This window comes from Dyadobacter sp. CECT 9275 (assembly GCF_907164905.1).
GTDB classification, from domain to species: domain Bacteria; phylum Bacteroidota; class Bacteroidia; order Cytophagales; family Spirosomataceae; genus Dyadobacter; species Dyadobacter helix.
The window spans coordinates 2,777,504-2,802,663 of the sequence record NZ_CAJRAF010000002.1 but is presented as its reverse complement, the minus strand read 5'-3'; the positions used below and the strand labels follow the sequence as shown (position 1 = coordinate 2,802,663).

General features: G+C 45.8%; 24 protein-coding genes. 19 read left to right on the top strand and 5 right to left on the bottom strand.

Features of this window, described 5'->3' with window-relative positions:
* Nucleotides 1–26: 26 nt before the first annotated feature.
* Nucleotides 27–842 (bottom strand): transglutaminase domain-containing protein, encoded by an 816-nt coding sequence (locus tag KOE27_RS19310; protein WP_215240448.1) that lies wholly within the window; start codon nucleotides 840–842, stop codon nucleotides 27–29.
* A 237-nt stretch (nucleotides 843–1,079) separates the two neighbouring features.
* Between KOE27_RS19310 and KOE27_RS19305 the strand changes: the two genes are divergently transcribed.
* The 6 genes from KOE27_RS19305 (at nucleotide 1,080) to KOE27_RS19280 (ending at nucleotide 5,844) form a co-directional block, all read left to right on the top strand.
* Nucleotides 1,080–1,613, top strand: a complete 534-nt coding sequence (locus KOE27_RS19305; protein ID WP_215240447.1) for a YceI family protein — start codon at nucleotides 1,080–1,082, stop codon at nucleotides 1,611–1,613.
* A 142-nt stretch (nucleotides 1,614–1,755) separates the two neighbouring features.
* Nucleotides 1,756–2,376: a TetR/AcrR family transcriptional regulator gene (locus tag KOE27_RS19300; RefSeq protein ID WP_215240446.1), complete on the top strand. Its 621-nt coding sequence runs from the start codon at nucleotides 1,756–1,758 to the stop codon at nucleotides 2,374–2,376.
* Nucleotides 2,377–2,387: 11 nt separating this feature from the next.
* Nucleotides 2,388–2,738, top strand: a complete 351-nt coding sequence (locus KOE27_RS19295; RefSeq protein WP_215240445.1) for a DUF4260 domain-containing protein — start codon at nucleotides 2,388–2,390, stop codon at nucleotides 2,736–2,738.
* A gap of 36 nt (nucleotides 2,739–2,774) precedes the next feature.
* The gene (locus KOE27_RS19290) at nucleotides 2,775–4,148 is read left to right on the top strand and encodes a TolC family protein (protein WP_215240444.1); all 1,374 of its coding nucleotides are present in this window, start codon (nucleotides 2,775–2,777) and stop codon (nucleotides 4,146–4,148) included.
* Nucleotides 4,145–4,723: an NAD(P)H-dependent oxidoreductase gene (locus KOE27_RS19285; protein WP_215240443.1), complete on the top strand. Its 579-nt coding sequence runs from the start codon at nucleotides 4,145–4,147 to the stop codon at nucleotides 4,721–4,723. Before KOE27_RS19290 ends, KOE27_RS19285 begins: the two co-directional genes overlap by 4 nt.
* 80 nt (nucleotides 4,724–4,803) lie before the next feature.
* A complete protein-coding gene (locus KOE27_RS19280) occupies nucleotides 4,804–5,844 on the top strand; it encodes an efflux RND transporter periplasmic adaptor subunit (RefSeq protein ID WP_215240442.1) in 1,041 nt (346 codons plus the stop codon).
* A 20-nt stretch (nucleotides 5,845–5,864) separates the two neighbouring features.
* On the opposite strand, the gene KOE27_RS19275 is transcribed toward KOE27_RS19280, so the two are convergent.
* A complete protein-coding gene (locus tag KOE27_RS19275) occupies nucleotides 5,865–6,203 on the bottom strand; it encodes a type II toxin-antitoxin system PemK/MazF family toxin (protein WP_215240441.1) in 339 nt (112 codons plus the stop codon).
* A 4-nt stretch (nucleotides 6,204–6,207) separates the two neighbouring features.
* Nucleotides 6,208–6,399, bottom strand: coding sequence for a hypothetical protein (locus tag KOE27_RS19270; RefSeq protein WP_215240440.1), 192 nt, complete (start codon nucleotides 6,397–6,399; stop codon nucleotides 6,208–6,210).
* A 37-nt stretch (nucleotides 6,400–6,436) separates the two neighbouring features.
* On the opposite strand from KOE27_RS19270, the gene KOE27_RS19265 reads away from it, so the two are divergent.
* Nucleotides 6,437–9,508 (top strand): efflux RND transporter permease subunit, encoded by a 3,072-nt coding sequence (locus KOE27_RS19265; protein ID WP_215240439.1) that lies wholly within the window; start codon nucleotides 6,437–6,439, stop codon nucleotides 9,506–9,508.
* Nucleotides 9,509–9,607: 99 nt separating this feature from the next.
* Here KOE27_RS19265 and KOE27_RS19260 read toward each other — a convergent pair whose 3' ends face one another.
* On the bottom strand, nucleotides 9,608–10,324 hold the full coding sequence (locus tag KOE27_RS19260) for an RDD family protein (RefSeq protein WP_215240438.1): 717 nt from the start codon (nucleotides 10,322–10,324) through the stop codon (nucleotides 9,608–9,610).
* Between the two features lie 93 nt (nucleotides 10,325–10,417).
* Here KOE27_RS19260 and KOE27_RS19255 point away from each other — a divergent pair, with 93 nt between their 5' ends.
* The 11 genes from KOE27_RS19255 to KOE27_RS19205 all read left to right on the top strand — a co-directional run bounded on the left by KOE27_RS19255 (nucleotide 10,418) and on the right by KOE27_RS19205 (nucleotide 22,121).
* Nucleotides 10,418–11,368 carry a stage II sporulation protein M gene (locus KOE27_RS19255; RefSeq protein ID WP_215240437.1) on the top strand — a complete coding sequence of 317 codons (951 nt, stop codon included), beginning with the start codon at nucleotides 10,418–10,420 and terminating at the stop codon, nucleotides 11,366–11,368.
* 5 nt (nucleotides 11,369–11,373) lie between these two features.
* A complete protein-coding gene (locus KOE27_RS19250; protein ID WP_215240436.1) occupies nucleotides 11,374–12,225 on the top strand; it encodes a hypothetical protein in 852 nt (283 codons plus the stop codon).
* Nucleotides 12,226–12,245: 20 nt separating this feature from the next.
* On the top strand, nucleotides 12,246–13,007 hold the full coding sequence (locus KOE27_RS19245) for a DUF4129 domain-containing protein (protein WP_215240435.1): 762 nt from the start codon (nucleotides 12,246–12,248) through the stop codon (nucleotides 13,005–13,007).
* A complete protein-coding gene (locus KOE27_RS19240; RefSeq protein WP_215240434.1) occupies nucleotides 13,004–14,203 on the top strand; it encodes a DUF4350 domain-containing protein in 1,200 nt (399 codons plus the stop codon). The genes KOE27_RS19245 and KOE27_RS19240 overlap by 4 nt, the downstream gene beginning before the upstream one ends.
* A gap of 33 nt (nucleotides 14,204–14,236) precedes the next feature.
* Nucleotides 14,237–15,208, top strand: a complete 972-nt coding sequence (locus tag KOE27_RS19235; RefSeq protein ID WP_215240433.1) for an AAA family ATPase — start codon at nucleotides 14,237–14,239, stop codon at nucleotides 15,206–15,208.
* 53 nt (nucleotides 15,209–15,261) lie between these two features.
* Entirely contained in the window at nucleotides 15,262–16,596 is a 1,335-nt protein-coding gene (locus tag KOE27_RS19230; RefSeq protein ID WP_229252836.1) for a DUF58 domain-containing protein, read from the top strand.
* Between the two features lie 137 nt (nucleotides 16,597–16,733).
* Nucleotides 16,734–18,086: a neutral/alkaline non-lysosomal ceramidase N-terminal domain-containing protein gene (locus KOE27_RS19225; RefSeq protein WP_215240432.1), complete on the top strand. Its 1,353-nt coding sequence runs from the start codon at nucleotides 16,734–16,736 to the stop codon at nucleotides 18,084–18,086.
* Between the two features lie 2 nt (nucleotides 18,087–18,088).
* Nucleotides 18,089–19,171 carry a Gfo/Idh/MocA family protein gene (locus tag KOE27_RS19220; RefSeq protein ID WP_215240431.1) on the top strand — a complete coding sequence of 361 codons (1,083 nt, stop codon included), beginning with the start codon at nucleotides 18,089–18,091 and terminating at the stop codon, nucleotides 19,169–19,171.
* A 44-nt stretch (nucleotides 19,172–19,215) separates the two neighbouring features.
* The gene (locus tag KOE27_RS19215; protein WP_215240430.1) at nucleotides 19,216–19,773 is read left to right on the top strand and encodes an acyl-CoA thioesterase; all 558 of its coding nucleotides are present in this window, start codon (nucleotides 19,216–19,218) and stop codon (nucleotides 19,771–19,773) included.
* 7 nt (nucleotides 19,774–19,780) lie between these two features.
* Nucleotides 19,781–20,206 (top strand): DUF2141 domain-containing protein, encoded by a 426-nt coding sequence (locus tag KOE27_RS19210; protein WP_215240429.1) that lies wholly within the window; start codon nucleotides 19,781–19,783, stop codon nucleotides 20,204–20,206.
* 82 nt (nucleotides 20,207–20,288) lie between these two features.
* Entirely contained in the window at nucleotides 20,289–22,121 is a 1,833-nt protein-coding gene (locus tag KOE27_RS19205) for an ABC transporter ATP-binding protein (protein WP_215240428.1), read from the top strand.
* A gap of 121 nt (nucleotides 22,122–22,242) precedes the next feature.
* Here the strand turns inward: KOE27_RS19205 and KOE27_RS19200 are convergent, their stop codons facing one another.
* Nucleotides 22,243–23,799, bottom strand: a complete 1,557-nt coding sequence (locus KOE27_RS19200; RefSeq protein ID WP_215240427.1) for a helicase HerA-like domain-containing protein — start codon at nucleotides 23,797–23,799, stop codon at nucleotides 22,243–22,245.
* A 312-nt stretch (nucleotides 23,800–24,111) separates the two neighbouring features.
* On the opposite strand from KOE27_RS19200, the gene KOE27_RS19195 reads away from it, so the two are divergent.
* On the top strand, nucleotides 24,112–25,128 hold the full coding sequence (locus KOE27_RS19195) for an alpha-E domain-containing protein (protein ID WP_215240426.1): 1,017 nt from the start codon (nucleotides 24,112–24,114) through the stop codon (nucleotides 25,126–25,128).
* Nucleotides 25,129–25,160: the final 32 nt, after the last annotated feature.

Sequence of the window (25,160 nt, the reverse complement as noted above, 5' to 3'; positions counted from 1 at the left end):
AACGGGTTGTGCTGGTCAAAAGTATCTTAATGATTTGCAGGGGAGGATTCTGCTTCCAGTAATTCCACTTCCACATGTAAGGATTGTAAAGTAGCATTGCCGTACTGTGTAATCATGGCAACATCTGCGGCATCTCTGCCATGCGCAATTTCTATGCGGTACCCCTCTGTTTTTTCCTGTACTGCATCAAAGGTATACCAGTCGCCGCCAATGTATACCTCAAACCATGCGTGAAGATCCATATCCTTCAGCTTGTCGAGATAACCTACCGTCATCCTTGTCGGGATGCACAAATTTCTGCACAAGGCAATGGCCAGGTGCGTAAAATCACGGCAAACGCCTATACGGCTTCTGGACAGATCCAAGGCCGTTGTACTGGCATCGGTTACCCCATACTGATAGGTAACGTTGTGATGGATCCAAGAACGGATGGCTTCCACCTGCTGATAACCGGGTGTAATATGTCCGGCAATCTGTAGCGCCAGCATATTTATTTCATGCAGGTCCGACTCACAGTAACGGCTTGGCAGGATGTAATGCATCACATCGTCGGGCAGGTCGCCCACCAGCATATAATGCGGCTCAGGGTCTGGGATCGGCCTGGCAGGGCTCACCTGCGCCTCTACTTCTGTGGTGATCGTTACTTGGCCAACAGGCAGGATGGTACGCTGGCAGGGATTACCATAAATATCAGTGTACTCCGAAAACGGCACCGCCGGGCTGATATCAAAGCCTTCCCGGATGATAGACTGGCCTTCCTGGCGTCGGGGCCTTAGCATGGTGGTGATCGTTGTGGGTGCGTAAACTTCATAGGAGAAAACGCTTTTTCCCTTCATTTTCATGGAGTTACTGATTTAGTATATTGAGGCTTGTATTCAAAAGGTGTACCAGTAAACTGATAATATTTTCGGACAGCGAAACCGTTTTTCTTTCCGAATACGTTCTCTGTAGCAAACAGGTATAATTTTAGTGTTTTTACAAATAATACGGCAGGATTTCGTTGTTATATTTCTATGAATATATTGCCGGCAGGGAATCCTGATATTTTAAATAAAAATCACACAATTAATCAGTTGGTTATGGCAGTTACTAAATGGATCGTAGATCCTGTCCACTCAGAGGTTCAGTTTAAAATCAAGCATCTTGTGATCTCGTCTATCACTGGGTCCTTCAATAATTTTCAGGGAGGTGCTACTTCGGATATGAATAATTTTGAAAATGCGGAAATTCATTTTTCGCTGGATGTAAATAGTATTGATACCAATCAAAGCATCCGGGATGCTCACCTGAGGTCCGCGGATTTCTTCGATGCGGAACAATATCCTCACATTCTTTTTCAATCCAATTACTTCCACAAGGTAAAAGGAGACAATTACAAGCTTTCCGGCCTGCTGACACTTAAGGGCATTACCAAACCTATTGAGCTCGACGCAGAATACGGAGGTACCGAAAGGGATGCAGATGGTAAGTTAAGGATAGGCTTTGAAGTAGAAGGGAGGATCAGCCGGCAGGAATTTGGCTTGAATTATATGCAGTTAACAGACTCCGGTGGTCTGGTAATTGGCGAAGATGTGAAACTTCTGGCTAATATTCAGCTCGTTAAACAGGAGTAGTAAAAGCTTTATTAGGTTTTAGAAAGCACCCGGTTTGATTCTTTCATCCCAATCGGGTGCTTTTTGTTTTACAAATTACTAAACAGTTGTTGTGTACTAAACAGTGTTCAGTATATTTGCAGCGTAATCGCCAAAGCAAGTAATGGGTATCATTGAGAGAAAGGAAAGGGAAAGAGAAGAAATGAGAGGTTTAATTCTGGATGCCGCACAGAAATTATTCCTTTCGCAGGGTTATGAAAAAACAAGTATCCGCGGAATAGCAGATGCCATTGAGTACAGTCCTGCAACGATATATCTCTATTATAAAGACAAAAACGAACTGCTGTTTTCTCTCCAGAAAGCAGCTTTCCAGAAGATGATGGAGGAGTTTTTGGTCGTGCAGAGCGTGGCTGATCCCTTTGAAAGGCTGGTGGAGTTGGGGCGACAGTATATTAAATATGCGATTGAGAACCCGGAATTATATGACCTGATGTTTATCATGGAAGCTCCGATGGAATCATTGTCGTGCCGGGATGAGGTTTGGGAAGATGGCATGCGTTCGTTTGATTTCCTTAAAATCGTCATTGCAGCTTGCATCCAGGCGGGTTACTTTAAAGAAGGGCATGACCTGGATAATACCGGGCTGACCATCTGGAGTTACATGCACGGATTGATCAGCATTTATCTGAAGAAAAGAATGGATATATTTGGTGATGACCGTGAAATGGAAAGAATGGAGAATTCCTTTGCCCTTTTTGTATCGATGCTAAAAGTCTCATTATAATAAGTACCAATATGAAAAATCTGATCAAACTGGAAGAAGCGGCAGAGTTTGTTTTTGCTATTTTCCTTTTTTCGAAACTGAACTTTGCCTGGTGGGTTTTTCCCGCATTACTGCTGCTTCCTGATCTGAGTATGATTGGCTATACCCTGGGAACAAAAACAGGCGCAGTGTTTTATAATATTGTCCATCACAAAGCTTTGGGAATTGCAGTAGGTGTTTTGGGGTTTGTTATGGGGCATCAGATGGTGATGCTGGCGGGGATTATCCTCTTTGCGCACTCGGCAATGGATCGCTTTTTCGGGTATGGTCTTAAGTACAGCGATGATTTTAAGCACACGCATTTAGGCAAAATTGGGAAGTAAAAAAAATTTGCATTTTCACTAAACGGTGTTCATTCTATGAACTATGGTTACAAGATACTGATCGTTCCCTTTATTTGTTTTTTTGCTCAGGAGGCCTGGTCGCAGCAGTCGGCCCTGTTGGAAACGTATGTCTATGAGGGTCTCCAGAACAATCTTTCGCTGAAACAGGAATCGCTCGAAATCAGGAAAGCAACCGAGGCGATCAGGCAGGCAAAAGCATTGTTCTATCCCTCGGTAACATTTGCGCCTACCTATTCCTATGCCGCAGGCGGGCGCAGACTGAGTTTCCCGGTTGGCGATCTGCTTAATCCTGCTTACAAAACGCTCAATGAATTAACGGGAAGTAATCAGTTTCCTACCAACATTGAAAACGTGAATGAGCTGCTGGCACCCACCAATTTTCATGATACCAAAATCAGTTTTAAGTTATCGGTATATAATCCCGAAATAAAGTATAACTATCTCATTCAGAAAAGTTTGTTGTCTGCCCAGGAAGCAAAGCGGAAGGTGATTGAAAATGAGCTGAGGTATAATATTGAAACGGCCTATTACCAATATCTTCAGTCTGTCGAAGCCATCAGAATATATGAAAATGGATTAAAGGTACTCCATGAACTGGTCAGTTTGAATAAAAAGCTGGTTGCCAATCATACCGCCACCCGCGATATCCTGTTTTCGTCGGAATATGAAGTGAGTAAACTGAAACAGCAACTGGTGGAGGCAGAGAAAAACAATGAGGTAGCGAAAGCCTATTTTAATTTTCTGCTGAACCGAAATCTTACCGACCCAATTCTGGCGGATACGCTTCTGCTGACCCGAGGCCCTGCGGAAGGTAGCTTAACTAATTTGACACAACTTGCCGACCATGCACTTGCCAACAGGCAGGAATTAAAACAGCTGGACCAATCCATTGAAGCATCCCGTCAGGCCGTTCTCCTACAGGAAAGGGCAGCTTACTGGCCTTCGCTTTTCATTGGTGGAAATGCTGGCTTCCAGGGATATGGATATACTTTTAAAGGCCAGGAGTATGCCATCGTACAGGCAGGGATGACCTGGGATATCTTCAAGGGATATGAGCGTAAGTCGAAAATTCAGCAGGCGAAAATCCAGACTGAGCTGCTGAAAACAAAACAAACGGAAGTGGAGAAGCAAATTGAGTTGCAGGCAACCCAGGCTTACTACGATTTCGCGGCGGGCATGGAAGCGCAGCAGGTGGCCGAAAGCGGCGTATTAAATGCCGGGCAGTATTTTAAGATCGTGGACAGCCGTTACCGGAATGGGAATCTTTTATTGATTGAATATATCAAAGCGCGCAACGACGTATTGACAGCACAGTTACAGCTTTCGGTAACGCGTTACGAGACATTCGTTAAAAAAGCGATGTTAAATAAAATTGTTGCCGAACCATGAAAAAAGTACTGATCATTAACGGACATCCGGATAAGGAGAGTTATAGTAGCGCACTCGCAAACGCCTATAAGAAAGGAGCAATAAGAGCGGGTGCAGAGGTTAGGGAAATTATCCTGGCAAACCTTGAGTTCAACCCGAATCTTGGCTTCGGTTACAGAAAACGTACCGACCTGGAAAAGGATCTTTTGGACGCACAGCAGTTAATTACCTGGGCTGAACATATCGTTTGGGTATACCCCATCTGGTGGGGAGGCCTTCCTGCTTTGCTGAAAGGGTTTATTGATAGGGTTTTTCTGCCCGGCTTTGCCTTTGCCCGGCGTGAGAATTCGTTGTGGTGGGACAAACTCCTGACGGGTAAAAGTGCACGGATCATCAATACGCTGGATCAGCCAGCCTGGTATTACTGGCTTGTCAACGGCAGACCTGGGTACCATGCTATGAAGAAAATGACACTTGAGTTTTGTGGGATTAAACCTGTCAGAACTACCACGATAGGACCGCTACGTTTGTCGACCGAATCATTCAGGACTTCCTGGTTACATAAAGTGGAAAAGCTGGGGACTCGGGTTATATAATACAGTCATATTTAGCTTACATCTCTTGATAGGAGCCGTTTGTTGAATACGATATTCTGAAATTCAAAATATTACATCCTATGAAAATACATATTTCCGTTCTGATACTGGCGATATTACTGGCTGGTTGCGGCAAGGAGGCGAAGCAGCAAGATGTTGCAATGGCAGATGAAACCGTAGTTCCGGTAAAGCTGTCCAGAGTGGAGGCAGCGAGCAGAAGCGAATTAGTGAGGGTGTCGGGTACGGTAGCGTCGGCAGAGGAAGCACGGCTGTCCTTTAAGATCGGCGGGATTGTCAGCAAGATTTTTGTAAAGGAGGGGCAAACGGTCCGTAAGGGGCAGTTGCTGGCCATGCTGGATCAAACCGAAATAGATGCTCAGGTGAACCAGGCGCAGTATTCTGCCGAAAAATCGGAACGGGATTTACACCGTGTTCAGAATATGTTAAAGGACACTGCGGCAACCCTGGAACAGGTACAGAATGCAACAACCGGTTATGATGTAGCAAAGCAAAACCTGAACATTGCGAAATTCAACCAGTCCTATTCCAGGATCATTTCACCTATAGATGGAACGGTTACCGACAAGCTGATCAACGAAGGGGAGCTTACCGGGCCTGGAAATCCCGGTATTATAATCACGTCAAACCGGAAAAACGATTGGGTAGTCAGGATCGGAGTCTCGGATAAAGACTGGGCTCGGCTGAAAATGGGAGACAAAGCCACCGTGAATCTGGACGCATATCCCAATGAACCTTTTACCGGAAAGGTAAGCAATTTCGCACAGGCTGCGGACCCCGTGAGCAAGCTCTATGAGATTGAGATCAGCATAGATCCGGCCGGAAAAAGGCTGGCATCGGGGCTGTATGCAAAAGTTGGAATCACGCCCTCCAAAAGCAGCAATTACTGGATTATTCCTGTGGAGGCGCTTTTAGAAGGGAATGGCAAGCAGGGCTTTGTGTATGTAAATGTTGAAAACAGAGCAAAACGGATTCCCGTAACAATCGGTTATCTGGATGGCGATAAGGTACTTATTTCTGAGGGACTGGACGGTATTTCGGAGGTGATCACCGCAGGCTCCGCTTTTTTAACAGAAAATTCGAAAGTGGAAGTGAGAAAGTAGGGGTTAGGGAATTTGATAAGCTATCTGATCAGTTGAGTGATCCTTGCGATCAACTGCCCTATAAATGAAGGAGTGACGGACGCGATTCGGTGTGAAATAAGGGATTCATTCAATAGAAAAATCTTATGAATACGAACAAAACTAACCAATGGCAATGCGGTGCCAATAAAGTCACCGATTTGAAGAGGTGTAGAGAGTCCGTCTTGCTTCATCTGGCTGGTGATTTGTACCAGAAGATAATCTCCCGTATGATTAACGCTATCGTTCGAAATGACCACAGCCGGTCTCCTTTTAGATTGGGATATGTCGGTAAAAGGGAAAAGAACGGCTACGATGTCCCCCTGTTTGTAAGTTGGCATGAGATCAGATTAAGTTATTCCACCGCTGATCCTCTTCACTTTCCCATTCTTCAGAGAGCGACGGTTCTGACAACAGGTTTGATTCGTCAATGGCAAGTAACCTTTTTACAACTGAAATCCCATCAATCTCGTGAAGCGCTTTTTCTATTTTTTTAATGTCCGCGTTGTCCCGGATAGTAACAAGTAAGGTTTCCATATGGATGTCGGATTTACACAAAAATACTTAAATCAAAATGAATATTTCAGAATTCAGTGTTAAAAACTGGCAGTTTATGCTGGTGATGTTCATAGGTGTAGTGGCACTGGGACTCAACTCTTTGCTGAATATGCCTCGTGGCGAGGATCCGGAGTTTTTCGCGCCGTCTTTTGCCATTGTCTACGTTTATCCGGGAACAGACGCGCTGGACATGGAAGAACTGGTGGTAGACAAGGTAGAAAAGCGGCTGAATGCACTGGATAATATCAACAACATGAAAACCAATGTTGACGATGGCCTCGCGGTGGTAGTGATTGAATATGATTACAGCGAAGATCCGGACGAGAAATACCAGGAACTGGTACGTGAGGTAGGGGCGCTTCAGAAAGAATTGCCACAGGATATTTTTAGTACCGAAATCCGCCGCTTTTCGCCTACTGACGTCAACATTGTGCAGGTGGCACTGGTATCTGAAACGGCATCGAACAAGGAACTGGGAGACTATGCCGATAAACTGAAAGACGACCTCGCCAAGGTGAAAAGCCTGAAAACAGTGGAGGACTGGGGATATCCCGAGAATACCGTCCGGATTTCGCTGAATCTTGAGAAAATGGCTTTGGAAAAAGTGCCTGTTAATCAGTTGATAGGGGCACTGCAGGCAGAAAATTATAATATTCCTGGTGGTAGTATCCAGGCCGGATCCAGGAAATTCAATATCAAAACTTCGGGAGACTATCAGTCGATCGCCGAAATCGGGAATACGGTTGTTTCTTCCACAGGAAATGGCACATCTTCTCAAAAAGTGATATACCTGAAAGATATCGCAACGGTGGAATATGGCTATGCCGATGAATCTCATATCACCCGCCTGAATGGGCACAGAAGTGTGCTGGTAACTGCGGCGCAAAAGGAAGGCCAGAATATCGAAAATGTGGGCAAACTGCTCAATCCGGTAGTTGAGCAGTTTGCCGGAACATTGCCGCCTCATATCAAGCTGGTAAAAAGTTTTGACCAGGCCGAAAGCGTGAGCAAGCGCCTCAGCCGTTTTGCCAAAGACTTTGCCATTGCAATTTTCCTGGTATCACTTACCTTGTTGCCGCTGGGTTTCCGGGCTGCTTTGGTGGTGATGATATCGATACCGCTATCGCTGGCAATGGGTTTGGCGGCAATTGATTTCCTTGGATTCAGTATTAACCAGCTGAGTATTGTAGGTTTGATTGTGGCATTGGGAATCCTGGTGGACGACTCCATTGTGGTGGTAGAAAATATAGAAAGATGGATGCGCAGTGGTTATCCCAAACGAATAGCGGCTGTGAAGGCAACAAAGCAGATTACACTGGCCGTAATCGGTTGTACGGTTGCGCTTATCCTGGCTTTTCTGCCTCTCAATTTTTTGCCGGAGGCTTCTGGTGATTTTATCCGAAGTCTTCCGATGGCGGTAACAATGACTATTCTGGCTTCGATGGTGGTATCTCTGACCATTGTTCCGTTCCTGAGCAGCAGGCTTTTAAAAGAATCTCATAATCCTGAAGGTAATTTTTTTCTGCGTGGTTTAAAAAAACTGATCAGCGGATCGTACAGCCGGTTGCTGCACTGGGCACTTCTGCACCCATTACCGACGTTGGTTGTGGCGGTTCTATTGTTTGCAGCCTCTCTTGGTATTCCCAAAGTGATCGGATTTTCCCTTTTCCCAAAATCTGAAAAGCCGATGTTCCTTATTTCCGTTGAAACACCGGAAGGTACAGCGCTTACAGAAACCGACCGTGTGGCCCGGTATGTGGAAGGCGAGTTAAAGAAGGTTCCCGAGGTATTATACAGTACCGCAAATATTGGTAAGGGTAATCCCAGGATTTACTATAACGTGATTCAACGCTCGGAGTCAACCAATTATGCAGAATTTTTTGTGCAGCTGAAAGATATGAAACCGGCTCAAAAAGAAGAGATTATCGAAGACCTTCGCCACCGGTTCGGTATGGTTCCGAATGCCCGTGTTGAAGTAAAGGATTTTGAGCAGGGACCCAATACGGAGGCACCCATTGCCATCCGGATTTTCGGAGAAGACCTGGAAGAACTCCGCCGGCTTGCAGGGAACATTGAAAAAACACTTAAACAAACACCTGGGACGATTTACGTCAATAACCCGCTTGCAAACCGTAAGACGGACTTACGGGTAAAAATCAATAAGGAAAAGGCCAGTATGCTGGGCATTTCCATTGCGGATGTGAACCAGACGATACGGCTGGCCGTAGCAGGGTTAAACATCGGCACTTTTACAGATGAGTCGGGGGATGACTATCTCATGAATGTTACGATGCCAAAAGGAAAAGTTGCCGACCAGAGCGTGCTCAACAATTTATATGTGAATACAAGAACGGGCGTGTCGGTTCCCTTGCGGCAGATCGCCGACCTCCAGTTTGAAAGTGGCGTGAACCAGATCCGCCATTACGACCAGAACCGTTATGTGACGGTATCGGCTTATGTAAAGAAGGGATACCTCGTGGATGATGTTTACAATCAGGTGATCGCCAGGCTGGAAAAGGAAAAATTCCCAAAAGGCTTTTACTATAAGGCCGCTGGCGAACTGGAAGCCCGGGAAAAATCTTTTGGCGGGCTGGGTACCATTATTCTTATTACAGCCTTTGGCTTTCTGGGCGTTCTGATACTTGAATTCGGTACATTCAAAAGCTCCCTTATCGTACTGTCGGTTATACCGCTCGGCATTATTGGTGCTTTGTGTGCGCTGTATCTTGTTGGATATCCCTTGTCTTTTGTGGCCATTATAGGGCTCATTGCCCTCATTGGGATTGAGGTAAAAAACAGTATCCTGCTGGTAGACTTTACCAACCAGCTGCGTGCCGAGGGAATGTCGCTGGTGGAGGCTATTGAAGAAGCAGGGGAGATCCGGTTCGTTCCAATTGTACTTACTTCGTTAACGGCGATTGGCGGACTTATTCCGCTGGCTATAGAAGGAAACCCACTGTATTCCCCGCTGGCATGGGTGCTGATCGGCGGGCTGGTCAGCTCCACTTTGCTTTCCCGGATCGTGACGCCTGTTCTTTACAAACTTTTGCCGCCCCGCGTAGAACTGAGTCAAAAGGACCTGCAATAAACTTTTACAGACTCTGTTCCGTTGCATACCGCTCTTCTTCCACACGGGAGCGGTATGTACGGAACGTTAATGTTTTATTTAAGAAATTGTTGACGGAAGTCAGACCGTTTCCTGATTTGCAAAATAATGGTAGTCGTTCAGAATTATATTGAGAAATTCTTCGTCCGGACCTATATAACGTGCATCAAGTAACTCCTGTAATTTGGCAGAAGTGGCCAGTATCAGTTCGGGATTGTCACTGAGGAGTACTTTTTTGATGGTTCTGACGTCCTTGTCGGACAGCTGGCCTGCATTTGGATAAACCGGCTGATAATCAATGGGCAGCTCATTATGAAGAATATCCGACAGTTTAATGCTTGGATTAATCTTAACCACCGTCGTCCCCGCAGCAATATCTCCCAGTCTTTGTCCTTTTCCGTTAACGATAATGGTGATCATAGCCACCACACCCGAAAACAAAGAGATGTCAATGATGTTCATCAGCCAGCGAAGCAAATAGGCACCCAGGGTGGCTTTGCTTCCGTCCATACTTACTACCTTAATTTTAAGCGCTAATTTTCCTAATGTCTGGCCGTTTAGAAAATATTCGCACAACAGGGGGCAAAACATAATTGGAAGCATGATACCGCCGATGACATACCAAACCGTGGATTCTCCTCCGTCATCTTCTGCAAGCAGTGCCGTTAGCCCTGCCACGGCCAGTATCCACAGAAAATAGAGGGCATAGTCGATCAGCTGTGCCAGTATCCGGTCCCCAACGCTTGCTGTTTCATATTCTACTCCTACGTTCTGTGCAGTATCAATTTGTAAGCCCATTGCGGTGACAAAAGTTTGGAAGGTAAAATTTTAAATTATATTGCGGGAAAATAAGCCAAAAGCCAAAACTTTCCAATACACTTTCAGATTCCTATGCGTGAGGCAGTTTTTTTGAAGCGCAATTCCGAAAGGTGGCGGTCGTATGAGGAGTATCCCACAGACGATCCCGATGAACTTACCTTAAGATTTATCAGTCTGACGGACGATCTTTCTTACGCCCGTACATTCTACCCGGGCTCCGCGGTTCTGAAATATCTCAACGGGCTCACGGCGCAAATTCACCGGAAGTTATATACCAACCGGCCCGAAGACCGTGGCAGGATCAAAACCTTCTGGATTTTTGAACTGCCAATGATTTATTTCAAGGCAAGGAAATATCTGCTGTACGCTTTTTTGGTTTTCTTTGTTGCCGGTTTGATAGGAGCTTTGTCTGCCTCGAAGGATCAGACGTTTGTCCGGCTAATCCTGGGCGACAGTTACGTGAATACCACGCTGGAAAATATCAGGAAGGGGGATCCGCTGGCTATTTATAAGTCACAGTCTCAGGCGGATATGTTTCTGGGGATTACCGTGAACAACATTAAGGTTTCATTTGCAGCTTTTGTGATGGGAGTTGTTTTCTCTGCCGGGACCTGGTACATGCTGCTACAGAACGGGATTATGCTGGGCGCTTTCCAATACTTTTTCTATGAAAAAGGCTTATTACTGGAATCGGTATTAAAAATCTGGATTCATGGCACACTGGAAATATCTGCCATTGTGGTGGCGGGCGCAGCGGGAATGTATATGGGTAACAGCGTATTGTTTCCGGGTACATTTGGCAGGCTGCAGTCTTTTAGAACAGGGGCCAAAACAGGCTTAAAAATGGTAATAGGGCTCGTGCCGGTTTTCATCACCGCCGGGTTTCTCGAAAGCTTTGTAACCAGGCTCACCATGCCGGTGTGGGCAAGTTTGCTGATCATCGGCTTGTCGGCCACGTTTGTACTATGGTATTTCCTGATTTACCCCTGGAGATTATTTCATACTGATCGTCAAATATCTTGAAAATCATGATTACACCACAGATCAAACTTCTTCAGCAACGCGACTTTGGTAAAAAGATTAACACTACTTTTGATTTTGCCAGACAAAATTTTAAGCCTCTGTTAGCTGCGCTTGCCTTTATTGCCGGGCCTTCGGCTTTGCTCTCGGGTGTTGCCCAGGGTGTGTTTCAATCCAATATGCTGGATCTGCCCAGGAGTATGGGGATGAGAGAAAATTTTACACTCTACTTTTCCACCGGTTATCTGATTGTCTTGGTTTTTTCGATGCTTACTTCTTTTCTGTCATTTTCTGTGGTAGTGGCCTATATCACGCTGTATGAAAAAGGAGAGTATACAATCACTCCGGCTATGGTTTGGCAGAAAATCGCCGAAAACCTGGTCACTGGTCTGACGGCGGCAGTTGTATCGTTCTTACTCACAATTCTGGCAACATTGGTATTGGTGCTGCCGGGTATTTATGTAGCGGTTTGTCTGCAGCTCTTTCTTTTTGGTATTATCCGGGAAGGATTATCAGCAACGGATGCGCTCAAAAGGAGTTATGCGCTCGTAAAAACCGACTGGTGGGCCACTTTCGGGCTTTTACTTGTAATGTCAGTCGTGAGTGCAGTCCTGTCCTTTGTTTTTCAGATCCCGCTCTATATCGTAACAATGCTCAACACCCTGGGGTTGAGCGGAGAACTCGCCAGTTTGAAACCGATCATGGTTTTCTCCTCGGTACTTTCCATTGTTGGTTCTACACTTGTGCAGGGCTTGATATGGATATCACTCGGTTTTCAATATTTTAATCTGGTGGAAAAAGTAGATCGTACCGGTTTATGGGCAGATGTTGAGCAACTGGGTAATCCTGATCATTTTTAAAACTTAGAAGAAAAAGGGAAATGAACCAAGTCAGCTGCAGGAAAGATATTTATACAGCATGGATACGCGCCATTTGGCTGCTAATAGGCCAGGGGGTGGTTTTATGCTGGCCGTTAACGGTTCTGGCACAGAAGGATTCGGTTATAGCAATACCCCAAGATCAGGCAAAGGTAAACGTCTGGCGCCCTGAACCGGCATTGATCGAAGATTTCAGAAACGATTCGGATTATAATTACGAAGATGTATCCCCGCCGCCGGAAAATCCTTTTTTACGCTGGATAGACTGGGCATTGCAAAAAATCAATAGTTTCTTTCAAGGGAAATCCTATCAGAACTTCTGGCAGTATGTAATCATGGCGGTGGTGGCAGGATTGGTTTTGTTTTTTCTGTATAAAACAAAAGCGCTGAACTTTATCTTTCCGGCATCCCGCACCACAGAGCCAACGGATTATACCGTTGGGCACGAGAATATCCATGAAATTGATTTCGAAGATGCCATACTCAAAGCCCTGTCGGCGCATGATTTCCGACTGGCAATAAGGCTGCAGTATCTTAAAACTCTTAAATTTCTGGCCAACAGGCAGCTGATACACTGGAGTCCTAACCGTACCAACCAGACTTACGTACAGGAACTTACAGGCCAGCCTTTCAGAGATGATTTTGTGCGGCTCACCCGCTTTTTTGAATTTGTGTGGTATGGCGACTTCCAGATCAATGAGTCGGCATTCCTGGAAATGAAATCGTTCTCCACAGCCATTCAGGATAAACTTAACCGCAGATGAGATGGAAGCCGGATCGTTATGGAATAGCTCTGATTACCCTCATTCTGGGATATGCCTTCTTTGAATATTACCGTCCCAAGCCGGTTGACTGGAGCGATACCTACTCTAATGAGGATAAAATTCCGTTTGGTACGGAGGTACTGTATAAACTGCTGCCGTCACTGACGAGGAACAAAACTTTGGAAAGTGTAAGGCTACCGCCCTACAACCAGCTGGCCGATAGTGTTTCAAGTGAGAGGAGTACTTATCTCTTTATCATTGACCGTTTTACGATTGACATAAACGATCAGAACAGGCTATTGAAATACGTAGCAGACGGGAATACGGTTTTTATTTCGGCTTACTATTTCGAAGATTCCCTGATGCAGGTTCTGGGCCTGGAGGCGAAAACATATGAGCCAACACTGAAGAAGGATACTGCCAAAGTTGTAAACTTCGTCAATCCGGTATTGAAGGACCCGAAGGGATACCTTTTCTTAAAAGATGACGGTACCAATTACCTGAAGGTCATCAGGCGTGGAAGGATAACCCTTTTGGCGGAAAATGAAAAACATGATCCCGTTTTTGTCCGCGTAGGCTATGGGAAGGGCTATTTTTACCTGCACAATCTTCCCCTGGCATTTACGAACTATTATGTGCTGGACAAGAAACTTGGGAAACATGCCTTTGCTGCGTTGTCCTATTTACCCGAGCAGCCTGTACTCTGGGATGAATATCTGAAACAGGGAAGGTTTGAAAACGAAAGTTCGGTATTCAGGTATATCGTCAGCCAGCCCGCTTTGAAAATGGCATATATCCTTACCATAATCGGCTTGATGCTGTACATGATTTTTGCCGGAAAAAGAAAACAGCGAATTATTCCGGTGATCAATCCGCCTGTGAATATTTCCCTAGAGTTTGTTAAAACCATCGGGAATATGTATTACAAAAAAGGAAACCATCATAACCTGGCTCAAAAGCTGGTTTTTCAATTTCAGATGTTCGTGTGGGAACGTTTCGGGATTAATCCTCAAAACATGACGGATCACGAACTGATCCAGGAGTTGAAGATGCGCAGTGGTATTGACGAAAGCGAACTGAAAGACCTTACGCTTGCCTTGGAAACAGAAGATTTCAATCCCTGGAACGCAACAAGGCTTATGGATTTAAACCAAAAGCTGGAAAAGTTCTATGAAAGAATTAGCAAAGGATATTAGGAAAAAGATTATCAGGATTTTAATAAAGAGAAAATGGATTTTACCAGCAGAATTGAACTGGACGATTTAAACGAAGCCATATCCAGGATCAGGGAAGAGGTAGGGAAGGTGGTGATTGGTCAGCAGGAGACGCTCGACTATATGATGGCAGCAATGCTGGCAGATGGGCATGTCCTGCTCGAAGGCGTACCCGGTGTGGCCAAAACACTGCTTGCTAAATCCTTGTCGCGTACGTTGGATGTAGATTTTGGCAGGATTCAGTTCACACCGGACCTCATGCCGTCTGATGTGCTGGGTACGTCCCTTTTTCATTTACAGAGTTCAAAATTCGAGTTCAAAAGAGGGCCCATATTTGCCAATGTGGTACTGGTTGACGAGGTGAACCGGGCTCCTGCGAAAACGCAATCGGCTCTTTTTGAGGTAATGGAAGAGCGCCAGGTGACGGTGGATGGCGTTACCTATCTGCTGGGCGAGCCGTTCCTGATCATCGCTACACAAAATCCGGTAGAACATGAAGGTACCTACCGCCTTCCCGAAGCACAGCTGGACCGGTTTCTTTTCAAACTGAATATTGGCTATCCGTCGGCAGCGGAGGAAATGGAGGTATTAAAGGGGCATCATCACCGCAAGCAGTTGAATGATGCGTTGGATCAGATCATCCCCGTCCTGAACCGTGCGACGCTTGCGGCCCTCAGAGAGAAGGTGCTGGCCGTTCATGTGGAGGAAAAGCTGATGGACTATATCGTGACGATCGTCGGGAAGACGAGAGCCAATCCGGCAGTATTCCTGGGGGCTTCTCCGCGCGCTTCGGTTGCTTTGCTGAAAAGCTGCAAAGCTGTTGCCGCGCTCCGGGGCCGGGATTTTATCATACCTGAAGACGTGCAGGAATTGGCTTATCCAGTATTGAGGCACCGCATCATGCTTACTCCGGAACGAGAGATGGAAGGTTCCACGCCTGATGATATCATTAAGCAGATACTGGAAAAGGTTGAGGTGCCACGCTGATAAAGGATTCTATAATAAGGAATTAATTGATTTAAATAATTTTTGATGCCGGTTTGAAAAATTTTCTCAGCGCTCTTTATTTTTCCCGCAACTTCTGGGTCGTGCTGATCGTGCTGGTTGTGGGATATGTGTGGGCCTATATTTTTCCGGTATTATGGCCGCTGATGAATATTGCCTTAATACTCGGCCTGGTATTCACAGCTGCGGATATTTACATTTTGTTCAGAATCCGGCAAGGGATCTTTGCGAGGCGTCACGTTCCAGAAAGATTGTCAAATGGAGACGATAATCCGGTGACGATATTTCTGGAAAACAATTATGCTTTCAAAATCAATATAGAGGTGGTGGATGAAATTCCGCACCAGTTTCAGCGCCGGGATGTACTTTTCCTGACTAAGATGGCGCCAGGTGCCCAGCAACAGATCCATTACGAATTAAGGCCTGTACAGCGGGGTACCTATGACTTTGGGAAAATCAACGTTTTTGTTTCCTCTCCGTTAAGGCTCCTCATGCGGCGCTACCGTTTTGACCAGCATCAGGTAGTTCCGGTATATCCTTCGTTTCTTCAGATGCGGCAGTTTTCGTTACTAGCGGTTGCCAACCGGTTGAACGAAGTGGGTGTAAAGCGTATCCGCCAGGTGGGGCAATCCATGGAGTTTGATCAGGTTAGGGGATATGTTTTCGGTGACGATCCCCGTGCAGTGAACTGGAAAGCTACGGCCCGGCAAGGGGATGTAATGGTGAATTCGTACCAGGACAGCCGCCAGCAGCCAGTGTATTGTCTGATCGACAAAGGGCGCGTGATGCAGTCTCCTTTTGATGGACTCACCTTGCTGGATTATGCAATCAATGCAGCCCTGGTGCTAAGTAACATTGCTCTGATGAAAGACGACAAAGCCGGACTGATCACATTTGCTGATAAAATCGGACAGACGGTACCCGCCGACCGGCGTAGCGGTCAGTTGCAGAAACTGCTGGAAGTGCTGTATCACCAGAAAACGATTTTCCCTGAAACGGATTTTGAAAGACTTGCCAGTACGGTCAGGTACCATATCCGTCAGCGTAGTTTGCTTTTGCTGTTTACCAATTTTGAAACCCTGGAAGCGTTGCAGCGCCAACTGCCTTATCTGCGCAGAATGGCGCGGAATCATATGCTGGTTGTCATATTTTTTGAAAATACAGAAACAAAAGAGCTGGTTTCTCAACCGGCAGCGAATGTGGAAGCGTTGTACCTGAAAACGATTGCGGGGAGATTTCAATATGAAAAAAAACGTATCCTGGCCGAACTCCGTACGTATGGCATCCAAGCCATATATACTCCGCCGCAGCAACTCTCTGTAAATACAATTAATAAATATCTGGAGCTGAAAGCAAGAGGAGTGATTTGAGAGTACGCGGGACCCGTGGCATGGCTCCAAGCCATGCCACGGGTTTTGGGGCGTTTTGTGCAAAGGCGAGTAATTTAACCTACTTCCGATACTTTTATCTGTCTATATTTACAGACTCATCCTGTTTTATACATTACATGAAAATCCTGAAATTCCTCCTGAAAGCAATTGGTGTTTTATTGCTCCTGATCGTCCTGTTGTTGGCCAGTCTGATCACTACTATGGACAAAACGCCATATCAGGAAATGGACTATTATAAAGTATGGAAAAAGGAAATCAGTACGGTGGTGGCGGATACCTCTGGTGTGACGGGAGAGTTAAAGATAGGCTGGGCAAAAGTAAATATTACACCGGCCACCCCCACGCCAATGGCCGGTTACGGAAACAGGCGTGGCAAGCAATATGAAGCCATCCATGACTCTGTGTATGTACGTACCATGGTGATCGACAATGGTTTCACGCAAGTTGCCATTGTGGCGGCGGATCTGCTGATAATACCTCCGGCCGTTACCAAAATTCTGCAGGAAAGGCTTACAAAATCACAGATCCCGTTTGATCAGGTATATTTTGGAGCGACGCATAGCCATAATAGTGTTGGCGGTTGGGGAACCGGAATTGCGGGCCTTTTCTTCTCTGGCAAGTATGACCAGGGAACTGTGGACCGGCTGGCGGACGCTATTTTTCAGTCTATAGTAAAGGCCAGGCAAAAGCTGGAACCGGCAAACATATCTTACAGCGAAGCGATTGATACCACTGATATATACAATAGACTTGTGGGGGAAGAGGGGAAAGTTGATCCTGAAATACGTTCCCTCATTGTTACCAGACGCAACGGTGAAAAGGCTATACTGAGCTCCTATGCAGCACATTCAACGGTGATTAACTCAAAAAATATGCGGCTTTCAAGGGATTATCCGGGTGTGCTGGTAGATTCCCTGGAAAACGGCAGGTACAACTTTGCCATGTATATGGCCGGTGCCGTAGGCAGCATGGGCCCGATTGAAAAAGGTACAGACGACTTTGATGAAATGAAAAACCAGGCATACGGCGTGCAAACGTCAATTTTGGCCGGGGACACCTTGAAAAGGGTGAATGAAAGGGCAAATATTCAATCCATTACGCTTCCGTTGCCCTTACGTGAGCCCTCACCAAGGCTTACCATGGGGCTTGTCCTCAGGCCCTGGGCCTTTAAAAAGGCATTTGGTGAATATCCGGTTTTTGTAAAAGCAGTCAGGATTGGTAATATCCTGATGGTGGGTATGCCCTGTGACTTTTCGGGAGAGCTGGTTGCAAGCCTGGATAGTTATGCCAAAACAAAAGGGCTGAATCTGATGATAACCAGTTTCAATGGCGGTTACACGGGTTATATCACCAATGATCAGTACTTTGACAGAGATCTGTACGAAACCAAAACGATGAGTTGGTACGGGCCCTATAATGGCGCTTATTTCCAGGAAGTTATCAAGGATATTATAGATAAACTATCTTAATTATGAAAAGATACCTGTTGTTGCTCATTTGTTTTCTGGGGCTGGAAGCCTTAGCACAAAAACCTGTAAGAGTGGCGGTTGCGGGCCTGAGCCATGGGCATGTAGGCTGGATTTTTAACCGTCAGGGAAAAACAGATATTCAATTGGTTGGGATTTATGAAACAAATCCGGTATTGCGCCAACGATTTATAGAAAAGTACAAGCTGGATAAAAGTCTGTTTTTTACAGATCTTGAAAAAATGCTTGAGCAGACAAAACCTGATGCCGTTTCTGCATTTGGCCCCATCAATGAACACATTACGGTGGTAAGGGCATGTGCGCCCAAAAAGATAAACGTAATGGTGGAAAAGCCATTGGCTACCACTTATGCAGATGCTAGGGAAATTCAGAAGCTCGCTGAGAAATATAAAGTTCAGGTACTTACCAATTTTGAAACATCCTGGTACGCCAGTAATCAGTATGTGAACGATCTGGTGAAAGAAGGCAAGTTGGGCGATATCCGGAAGGTATTGGTAAACGACGGGCACCAGGGGCCCCGGGAAATAGGCACCAGCAATGAATTTTTTGCCTTCCTGACCGACCCGGTACAGAACGGAGCCGGGGCTTTGTATGATTTCGGCTGTTACGGGGCCAATCTGATGACCTGGTTATTAAAGGGTGAAAAGCCCCTCACGGTAACCGCCGTAACGCATCAGAACAAACCGGATATTTACAAAAAGGTGGACGACGAGGCAACGATAGTCTTGCAGTACCCCAAAGCGCAATGTATCATTCAGGCTTCCTGGAACTGGTCGTTTGGAAGGAAGGACATGGAAGTTTATGGTAATAAAGGATATGCTGTTGCAGTTAACGCAACCACTGTGAGGCAACGTTTTCAGGAAAAAACGCCTGAAGAGACCATAAAACTGGATCCCCGTCCTGCGCCTTATACCGACCCGTTCTCGGTATTGGCTGAGGTGGTCAGCGGAAGATTAACCCTGGGTACCAATGATCTTTATGGTCTGCCGGTTAATGTTACCGTCGTTCAGATACTGGAAGCCGCCAAACAATCCGCAAGCCAGGGTAAAACCGTTTCTTTGAAATAGTTTTACTGCAAATTTACGTACAGATAACTTATATACTGTTTTAAATGGAATTAGAGGCGCGCCCCGTAAAATATTCCCAAACCACGCTCACCGAACTGATGATTCCGTCCTATGCCAATTTCGGGGGGAAAATTCATGGTGGAATATTACTTTCATTGATTGATAAAGTAGCTTACGCATGTGCTTCACGCCATGCCAGTAATTACTGCGTTACTGTGTCGGTGGATACGGTTAATTTTCTTGAGCCTGTTGAAGTAGGAGATCTGGTATCGTTACATGCTTCGGTTAACTATGTGGGACGTACCTCTCTGGTAATCGGGATAAGGGTAGTTGCGGAGAACGTCAGAAACGGAATTCAGCGGCATACCAACACCTCCTACGTGACCATGGTAGCAAAAGGGGAGGATGATAAGCCAACCAAGGTGCCGCCGCTGTTGCTCGAAACCCGGGAGGATGGAAGGAGATACCTGGAAGCTATGAAACGAAAAGAGCTGAAAGAAAGATACCGCGATGACTTTGACAATGAGAAAAACCGTCTTACGGTCGACCATAACGTTGAAAAACTCCTGAATGAACGTTGTGTGATCGGCTGGAAAGAATAAGCATGATATGAGGAAAGGCCTTATTTTATCTCTTTTTTTGATACCCTTGTTCTCGGTAACAAGGGTATCGACTCCGGTTACACTTAGTGTCACCATTACCAATATCAGACATGTGAAGGGTAAATTATGGATTGCGATTTTCAGGCCTAACGAAAAATTTGAAGGGCGTCCTGGTATTTATAGGATTCTTCCGGTGGCATTGCATGATCAAATGCAGGTGAAAATTGAGCTGGAACCTGGGAAATATGCCCTGGCCGTGTACCATGACCTGAACGGAAATAACGAACTCGACAAAAACTTTATCGGTATCCCCAAAGAACCTTACGGATTCAGTAACAATTTCCGCCCAAGATTTTCGCCTCCGAAGTTTGAGGATTGTGCCTTTGACGTTGCCGCAGCCGGGAACAGCATTACAGTAAAGCTAACAGATTAATTTTAGATTAGAATTTTGTTAAGGAATCTCGCAGGCTCGTCCCGATTAGCTCAGGCATGCTGATTTTCCATACCTTTGCGCAATGAAAACATATTGGCGCCTCCTCTCGTATGCCCGGCCGCTGCGAAACTTTATAGCCCCCTTTTTTATTACTTCGTTTTTGGCATCCCTTCTCGGAATCGTATATTTTACGTTACTGATACCGCTCCTGGATGTACTTTTTAAGCAGGTTGACTCGGTCCGGACTGTAGTCATTCAGCGACCGCCGTTCTCGGTGTCTGCTGACTATCCTAAGCAATTATTCGATTTTTATTTTCAAACCTATCTCCTTGAAAACGGGCGCGTAGGTGCACTGCAATTCGTTTGTATTCTGATAGTCGTTGCCGTTTTTCTTTCGAATATATTCAGGTATCTGTCGTCACGGTTTCTTGAGAATTTCAAGGTGAATATGGTTTCCAGATTACGCCAGGCCGTTTTTGACAATGCGATTGACCTGCACCTGGGCTTCTTTTCCAATGAAAGAAAAGGCAATTTGATTTCCCGCGTTGTAACCGATGTTCAGGAAGTGGAGAATTCCATTGCCAATACTTTTTCAGCCGCCTTCAAGGAAGTTTTTACATTGATCATCTATCTGGTAACGCTTTTCAGTATCTCTGCCCGGCTGACTTTGTTCGCTTTTCTGATTATCCCTATTACCGGTACTTTCATTGCTTTTATTGTTAAAAGAATGAGAAAAGATGCCCGCGAAGGACAAAGCAGGCTGAGTGGTTTGATCAGCCTGATGGACGAAGCGTTTGGTGGTATGCGTGTGGTGAAGGGTTTCAATGCAGAGGGGTTTATCAAGGAGAAATTCCGGGTGGAAAATACGGCTTACAAAACCGCGATCCGCTCCATGGCGTATAAAAGGGAAATGTCAGCGCCATTTTCTGAATTTATGGGAGTCACGGTTGTTGCTATCATTTTGCTGTATGGCGGTTCGCTGGTACTTACGAACCATTCCGAACTCGCAGCTTCCGAATTTATTACCTACATCGCGATTTTCTCGCAGGTTATGCGGCCGGCTAAGGAAATTTCCAACGCTTTCAGCAACACACAGCGCGGTGTAGCTTCCGGCGAAAGGGTATTGGAACTTGTGGACACTAAAAATGTAATTGCCGAGAGAAAAAATGCTGCCACCCTCCCAGCGTTTCAGCATCAGATCGAGTTCAGGAATGTGGTGTTTGAATATGAACCTGGCTCTCCTGTACTGAATAATATCAGTTTTACCATTGAAAAAGGTAAAACGGTGGCGTTGGTGGGATCTTCCGGTGGTGGGAAATCCACTATTGCAGATCTGGTTCCCAGGTTTTATGATCCTTCCGGCGGACAAATACTGATCGACGGACATGATTTACGGGATATCACCACCTCCTCCTTGCGGGATCAGATGGGAATAGTAACGCAGGAATCTATTCTCTTTAATGATACCATTTTTAACAACATTCTTTTCGGATCAAAAGCTACCAGTGATGAAGTGATTGCCGCGGCAAAAATTGCCAACGCGCATAATTTTATTCAGGATCAGCCGGATGGATATCAGACCGTAATAGGAGACCGGGGCAGTAAGTTGTCCGGCGGACAGCGTCAGCGGATCAGTATTGCCAGAGCTATTTTACGAAATCCTGCCATCCTGATTCTGGACGAAGCTACCTCGGCGCTGGATACTGAATCCGAAAAGCTGGTGCAGGAAGCACTCACACACCTGATGGAGCACCGTACCGTGCTGGTGATTGCCCACAGGCTGAGTACCATTCAGCACGCGGATGAAATTCTGGTGGTTAATCAGGGTAAAATAGTAGAAAGAGGAAATCACAATGAGCTGCTGGACCAGGAAGAGGGCTTTTACAAAAAACTAACCCTGATGCAGGGCCTGTAAAAAAACAGCAGGAGCCGGGAGATTGCAAAGGAACCGGTTTGTGACCAAACATGCCTCGTCAGAGAAAAAGCGGCTGGTTCCGGGAATACCTCCTTCTGCCAGCCGCACAAAAATGGATGTGTTAAAAGCCGAATAACCCGCCGCTTTTTTTTCGGGAACTTGTTGTCGTTTTTCCAAACAGCATTCCAAATACACCACGTACCACTTCGCGCCCGATTTGTTTGGCCAGCGGAGAAGCCAGTACCTCCGATATCATCCCTTTTTCTTCTTTCTGCTGCCGGGTTTGCTGCACTTCTTCCTTCGCCTGTGCTTCTACTTTTGCGTGCTCCTCCATTCTGCGGGTGAGCATTTCGTAAGCACTTTCCGGGTCGACAGGGTCTTTGTATTTTTGATACAAATCCGACTGGCGAACATGGTTGTCGTAGTCGGCCTGCACCATAGGGCCCATCACGGACATAGGAGGGACCAGATGCGTGGCAGCCACCTCCGTAGGTATACCTTTTTCGTTGAGTACAGTAATGAGCGCCTGGCCGATACCGAGTGTGGTGAGGATCTGGTCGATGGCGTAATAATCGGATCTTGGATAGGTCTTGACGGTTTGCTTAAGGGCGTCAGCATCCTGAGGCGTGAAGGCGCGTAAAACGTGCTGAACCCGGTTTCCAAGCTGAGATAACACAGATACGGGGATATCCTGTGCCATTTGCGTGCAAAAGAAAATACCTACTCCTTTGGAGCGTATCAGCCGCACAACCTGCTCAATCTGATCCTGGAAAGCTCTTGGGGCATCTTTAAACAATAAATGCGCTTCGTCCAGAAAGAAAACCAGTTTCGGCTTGTCCAGATCGCCCGCCTCCGGTAATTTTTGGTACAGTTCAGCCAGGAGGCTCAGCATAAAAGTGGAAAAGAGCGCAGGCTTGTCCTGGACATCCGATATGTTTAAAAGGCTGATCACCCCTTGTCCGTCAACTTTATTGATGAGGTCGGTGATGTCAAAAGACCTTTCGCCAAAAATGCTGCTGACGCCCTGCTGCTCCAAAGCCACTATCTTCCGTAAAATGGTTCCTGCCGTGGAGGAAGAAATACTTCCGTAATCCGATTTGATCTCTGCTGCACCCGGCCCCTCTGAGAGGTAGCTCAGTACTTTTTTCAGGTCGTTGAGGTCAACCATGGGCAGGTCCTTATCATCCGCATATTTAAAAAGAATGGCAAGAACCCCGGATTGGGTATCGTTCAGTTCAAAAATTTTGGACAGCAGTACCGGGCCGAATTCCAGAATGGTGGCCCGCATTTGTGAGCCCTTTTTTCCGCTCAGCGAATAAAGCTCCACCGGAAAGCCTCGCGGCTCAAAGGTTATTCCCAATGCTGCTGCCCGTTCTTCAATGGCAGCATTGCTTTTTCCAGGCTGGGCAATTCCGGATAGGTCTCCTTTAATATCCGACATGAAAACAGGTACTCCTGCGGCTGAAAGCTGTTCGGCCAGTACCTGTAGAGTACGTGTTTTTCCCGAACCGGTGGCCCCTGCCACCAGTCCGTGGCGGTTCATCATGCGTAAAGGAAGATTTACCCTTGCCTCGGAAATAATTTCTCCGTTCAATATTGCCGATCCAAGATGTATCGTCGGCTGATTGGTCTGGTATGACTTCTGGATGGAAGCTATAAACTGATCTTTGCTGGACACTTCTGTAGGTGTTTATAATGTGAATAAAATTTGCCCTGATACGGCGTGAAATATCATATTTAATTTTACAAAAAAGAATTAAATTATTACGAAAGTTTTAACATTGTCCGGGAAATATACGGGCACAGTTTTTCTGTTATTCAGTTGCACAAAAAGAGCGGTATGATAAGACTTATTGAAGAAATGATATTCTTTTGAGAAGTTTTATTATTTTTCGTATATCCTTGTATTTGCGAAATTTTATTAGGTATTTTGAGAGGTTCACTGTATTAATATTCTGATTCATTATCTTAATTACAATATTTGCCGCTTATGCTAAGTCGAGTTGCTAATTCAATTTACTGGATGAACCGTTATATGGAACGTGTCGAAAATTACGCACGTTTCGTGGGAGTTAATTTTAATCTGGCCCTGGATTTGCCGCCTGATATCGATGAACAATGGGAGCCGTTGCTGATCGCCACTGCCGACCATTTTTTGTTTTATAAATACTACGAGAAACCGACTAAGGAGGATGTGATTCATTTCATGACTTTTGATAAACGAAATCCTAATTCGATTATCAGCTGCCTCTACGAAGCGCGTGAAAATGCCCGCACGATAAGGGAAACCATCTCCAAGGAAATGTGGGAAAGTATCAATACATTTTACCTGGCCATCAAAGGTACTTCGCCGGATGATTTCAGGAATATGGACCACATGCAAACCTATTTTACGGATATCCGTAAAAATTGCCAGTTATTTCATGGCGTAGTGGATGCTTCCATCACCCGCAACGAAGCATGGCATTTCGGGCGTCTGGGGCGGCATATTGAGCGGGCTGACAAATGCTCCCGTTTCCTGGATGTTAAATATTTTACCTTGCAGCAGGATAGCGGTACATCCGGTTCTACGCTTGATCTGATGCTCTGGACCGCGGTGCTGAAGTCGGTAAGTGCATATAACATGTACCGGCAGACACATCGTGCGCTGACGCCCATGAATATTGTCGCATTTCTTATTCTCGATAAATTGTTTCCGCGCTCCATCGCCTATTGCGTACGCCAGGCTGAGCTTTCACTTTATGCCATTGCGGGATCTATTCCCGAAAGAGGGCATACCAATCCTGCCGAAAGAGCACTGAGTAAAATACGTAGCGAGCTGGAATTTACGGATGTGGAAGACGTATTTAAAATGGGACTTCATGAGTATCTTGATAAATTCCAGATCCGGAATAATGAAATAGATACTGCCATTTTTGACCGGTATTTCGGGCTGGAAACGGAATCACTTTCAGGACAGTCGATGAGCCAGACGTCCGGCTCGGGTAAAAGTCAGTGGATGAACTGATAAACTTTCATACTTTAGTACCCAGTAAACAA

Bases quoted from the DNA above. Each gene is read 5' to 3' on its own strand.
- KOE27_RS19310 (WP_215240448.1), bottom strand. From the start codon at position 842: ATGAAAATGAAGGGAAAAAGCGTTTTCTCCTATGAAGTTTACGCACCC.
- KOE27_RS19305 (WP_215240447.1), top strand. From the start codon at position 1,080: ATGGCAGTTACTAAATGGATCGTAGATCCTGTCCACTCAGAGGTTCAG.
- KOE27_RS19300 (WP_215240446.1), top strand. From the start codon at position 1,756: ATGGGTATCATTGAGAGAAAGGAAAGGGAAAGAGAAGAAATGAGAGGT.
- KOE27_RS19295 (WP_215240445.1), top strand. From the start codon at position 2,388: ATGAAAAATCTGATCAAACTGGAAGAAGCGGCAGAGTTTGTTTTTGCT.
- KOE27_RS19290 (WP_215240444.1), top strand. From the start codon at position 2,775: ATGAACTATGGTTACAAGATACTGATCGTTCCCTTTATTTGTTTTTTT.
- KOE27_RS19285 (WP_215240443.1), top strand. From the start codon at position 4,145: ATGAAAAAAGTACTGATCATTAACGGACATCCGGATAAGGAGAGTTAT.
- KOE27_RS19280 (WP_215240442.1), top strand. From the start codon at position 4,804: ATGAAAATACATATTTCCGTTCTGATACTGGCGATATTACTGGCTGGT.
- KOE27_RS19275 (WP_215240441.1), bottom strand. From the start codon at position 6,203: ATGCCAACTTACAAACAGGGGGACATCGTAGCCGTTCTTTTCCCTTTT.
- KOE27_RS19270 (WP_215240440.1), bottom strand. From the start codon at position 6,399: ATGGAAACCTTACTTGTTACTATCCGGGACAACGCGGACATTAAAAAA.
- KOE27_RS19265 (WP_215240439.1), top strand. From the start codon at position 6,437: ATGAATATTTCAGAATTCAGTGTTAAAAACTGGCAGTTTATGCTGGTG.
- KOE27_RS19260 (WP_215240438.1), bottom strand. From the start codon at position 10,324: ATGGGCTTACAAATTGATACTGCACAGAACGTAGGAGTAGAATATGAA.
- KOE27_RS19255 (WP_215240437.1), top strand. From the start codon at position 10,418: ATGCGTGAGGCAGTTTTTTTGAAGCGCAATTCCGAAAGGTGGCGGTCG.
- KOE27_RS19250 (WP_215240436.1), top strand. From the start codon at position 11,374: ATGATTACACCACAGATCAAACTTCTTCAGCAACGCGACTTTGGTAAA.
- KOE27_RS19245 (WP_215240435.1), top strand. From the start codon at position 12,246: ATGAACCAAGTCAGCTGCAGGAAAGATATTTATACAGCATGGATACGC.
- KOE27_RS19240 (WP_215240434.1), top strand. From the start codon at position 13,004: ATGAGATGGAAGCCGGATCGTTATGGAATAGCTCTGATTACCCTCATT.
- KOE27_RS19235 (WP_215240433.1), top strand. From the start codon at position 14,237: ATGGATTTTACCAGCAGAATTGAACTGGACGATTTAAACGAAGCCATA.
- KOE27_RS19225 (WP_215240432.1), top strand. From the start codon at position 16,734: ATGAAAATCCTGAAATTCCTCCTGAAAGCAATTGGTGTTTTATTGCTC.
- KOE27_RS19220 (WP_215240431.1), top strand. From the start codon at position 18,089: ATGAAAAGATACCTGTTGTTGCTCATTTGTTTTCTGGGGCTGGAAGCC.
- KOE27_RS19215 (WP_215240430.1), top strand. From the start codon at position 19,216: ATGGAATTAGAGGCGCGCCCCGTAAAATATTCCCAAACCACGCTCACC.
- KOE27_RS19210 (WP_215240429.1), top strand. From the start codon at position 19,781: ATGAGGAAAGGCCTTATTTTATCTCTTTTTTTGATACCCTTGTTCTCG.
- KOE27_RS19205 (WP_215240428.1), top strand. From the start codon at position 20,289: ATGAAAACATATTGGCGCCTCCTCTCGTATGCCCGGCCGCTGCGAAAC.
- KOE27_RS19195 (WP_215240426.1), top strand. From the start codon at position 24,112: ATGCTAAGTCGAGTTGCTAATTCAATTTACTGGATGAACCGTTATATG.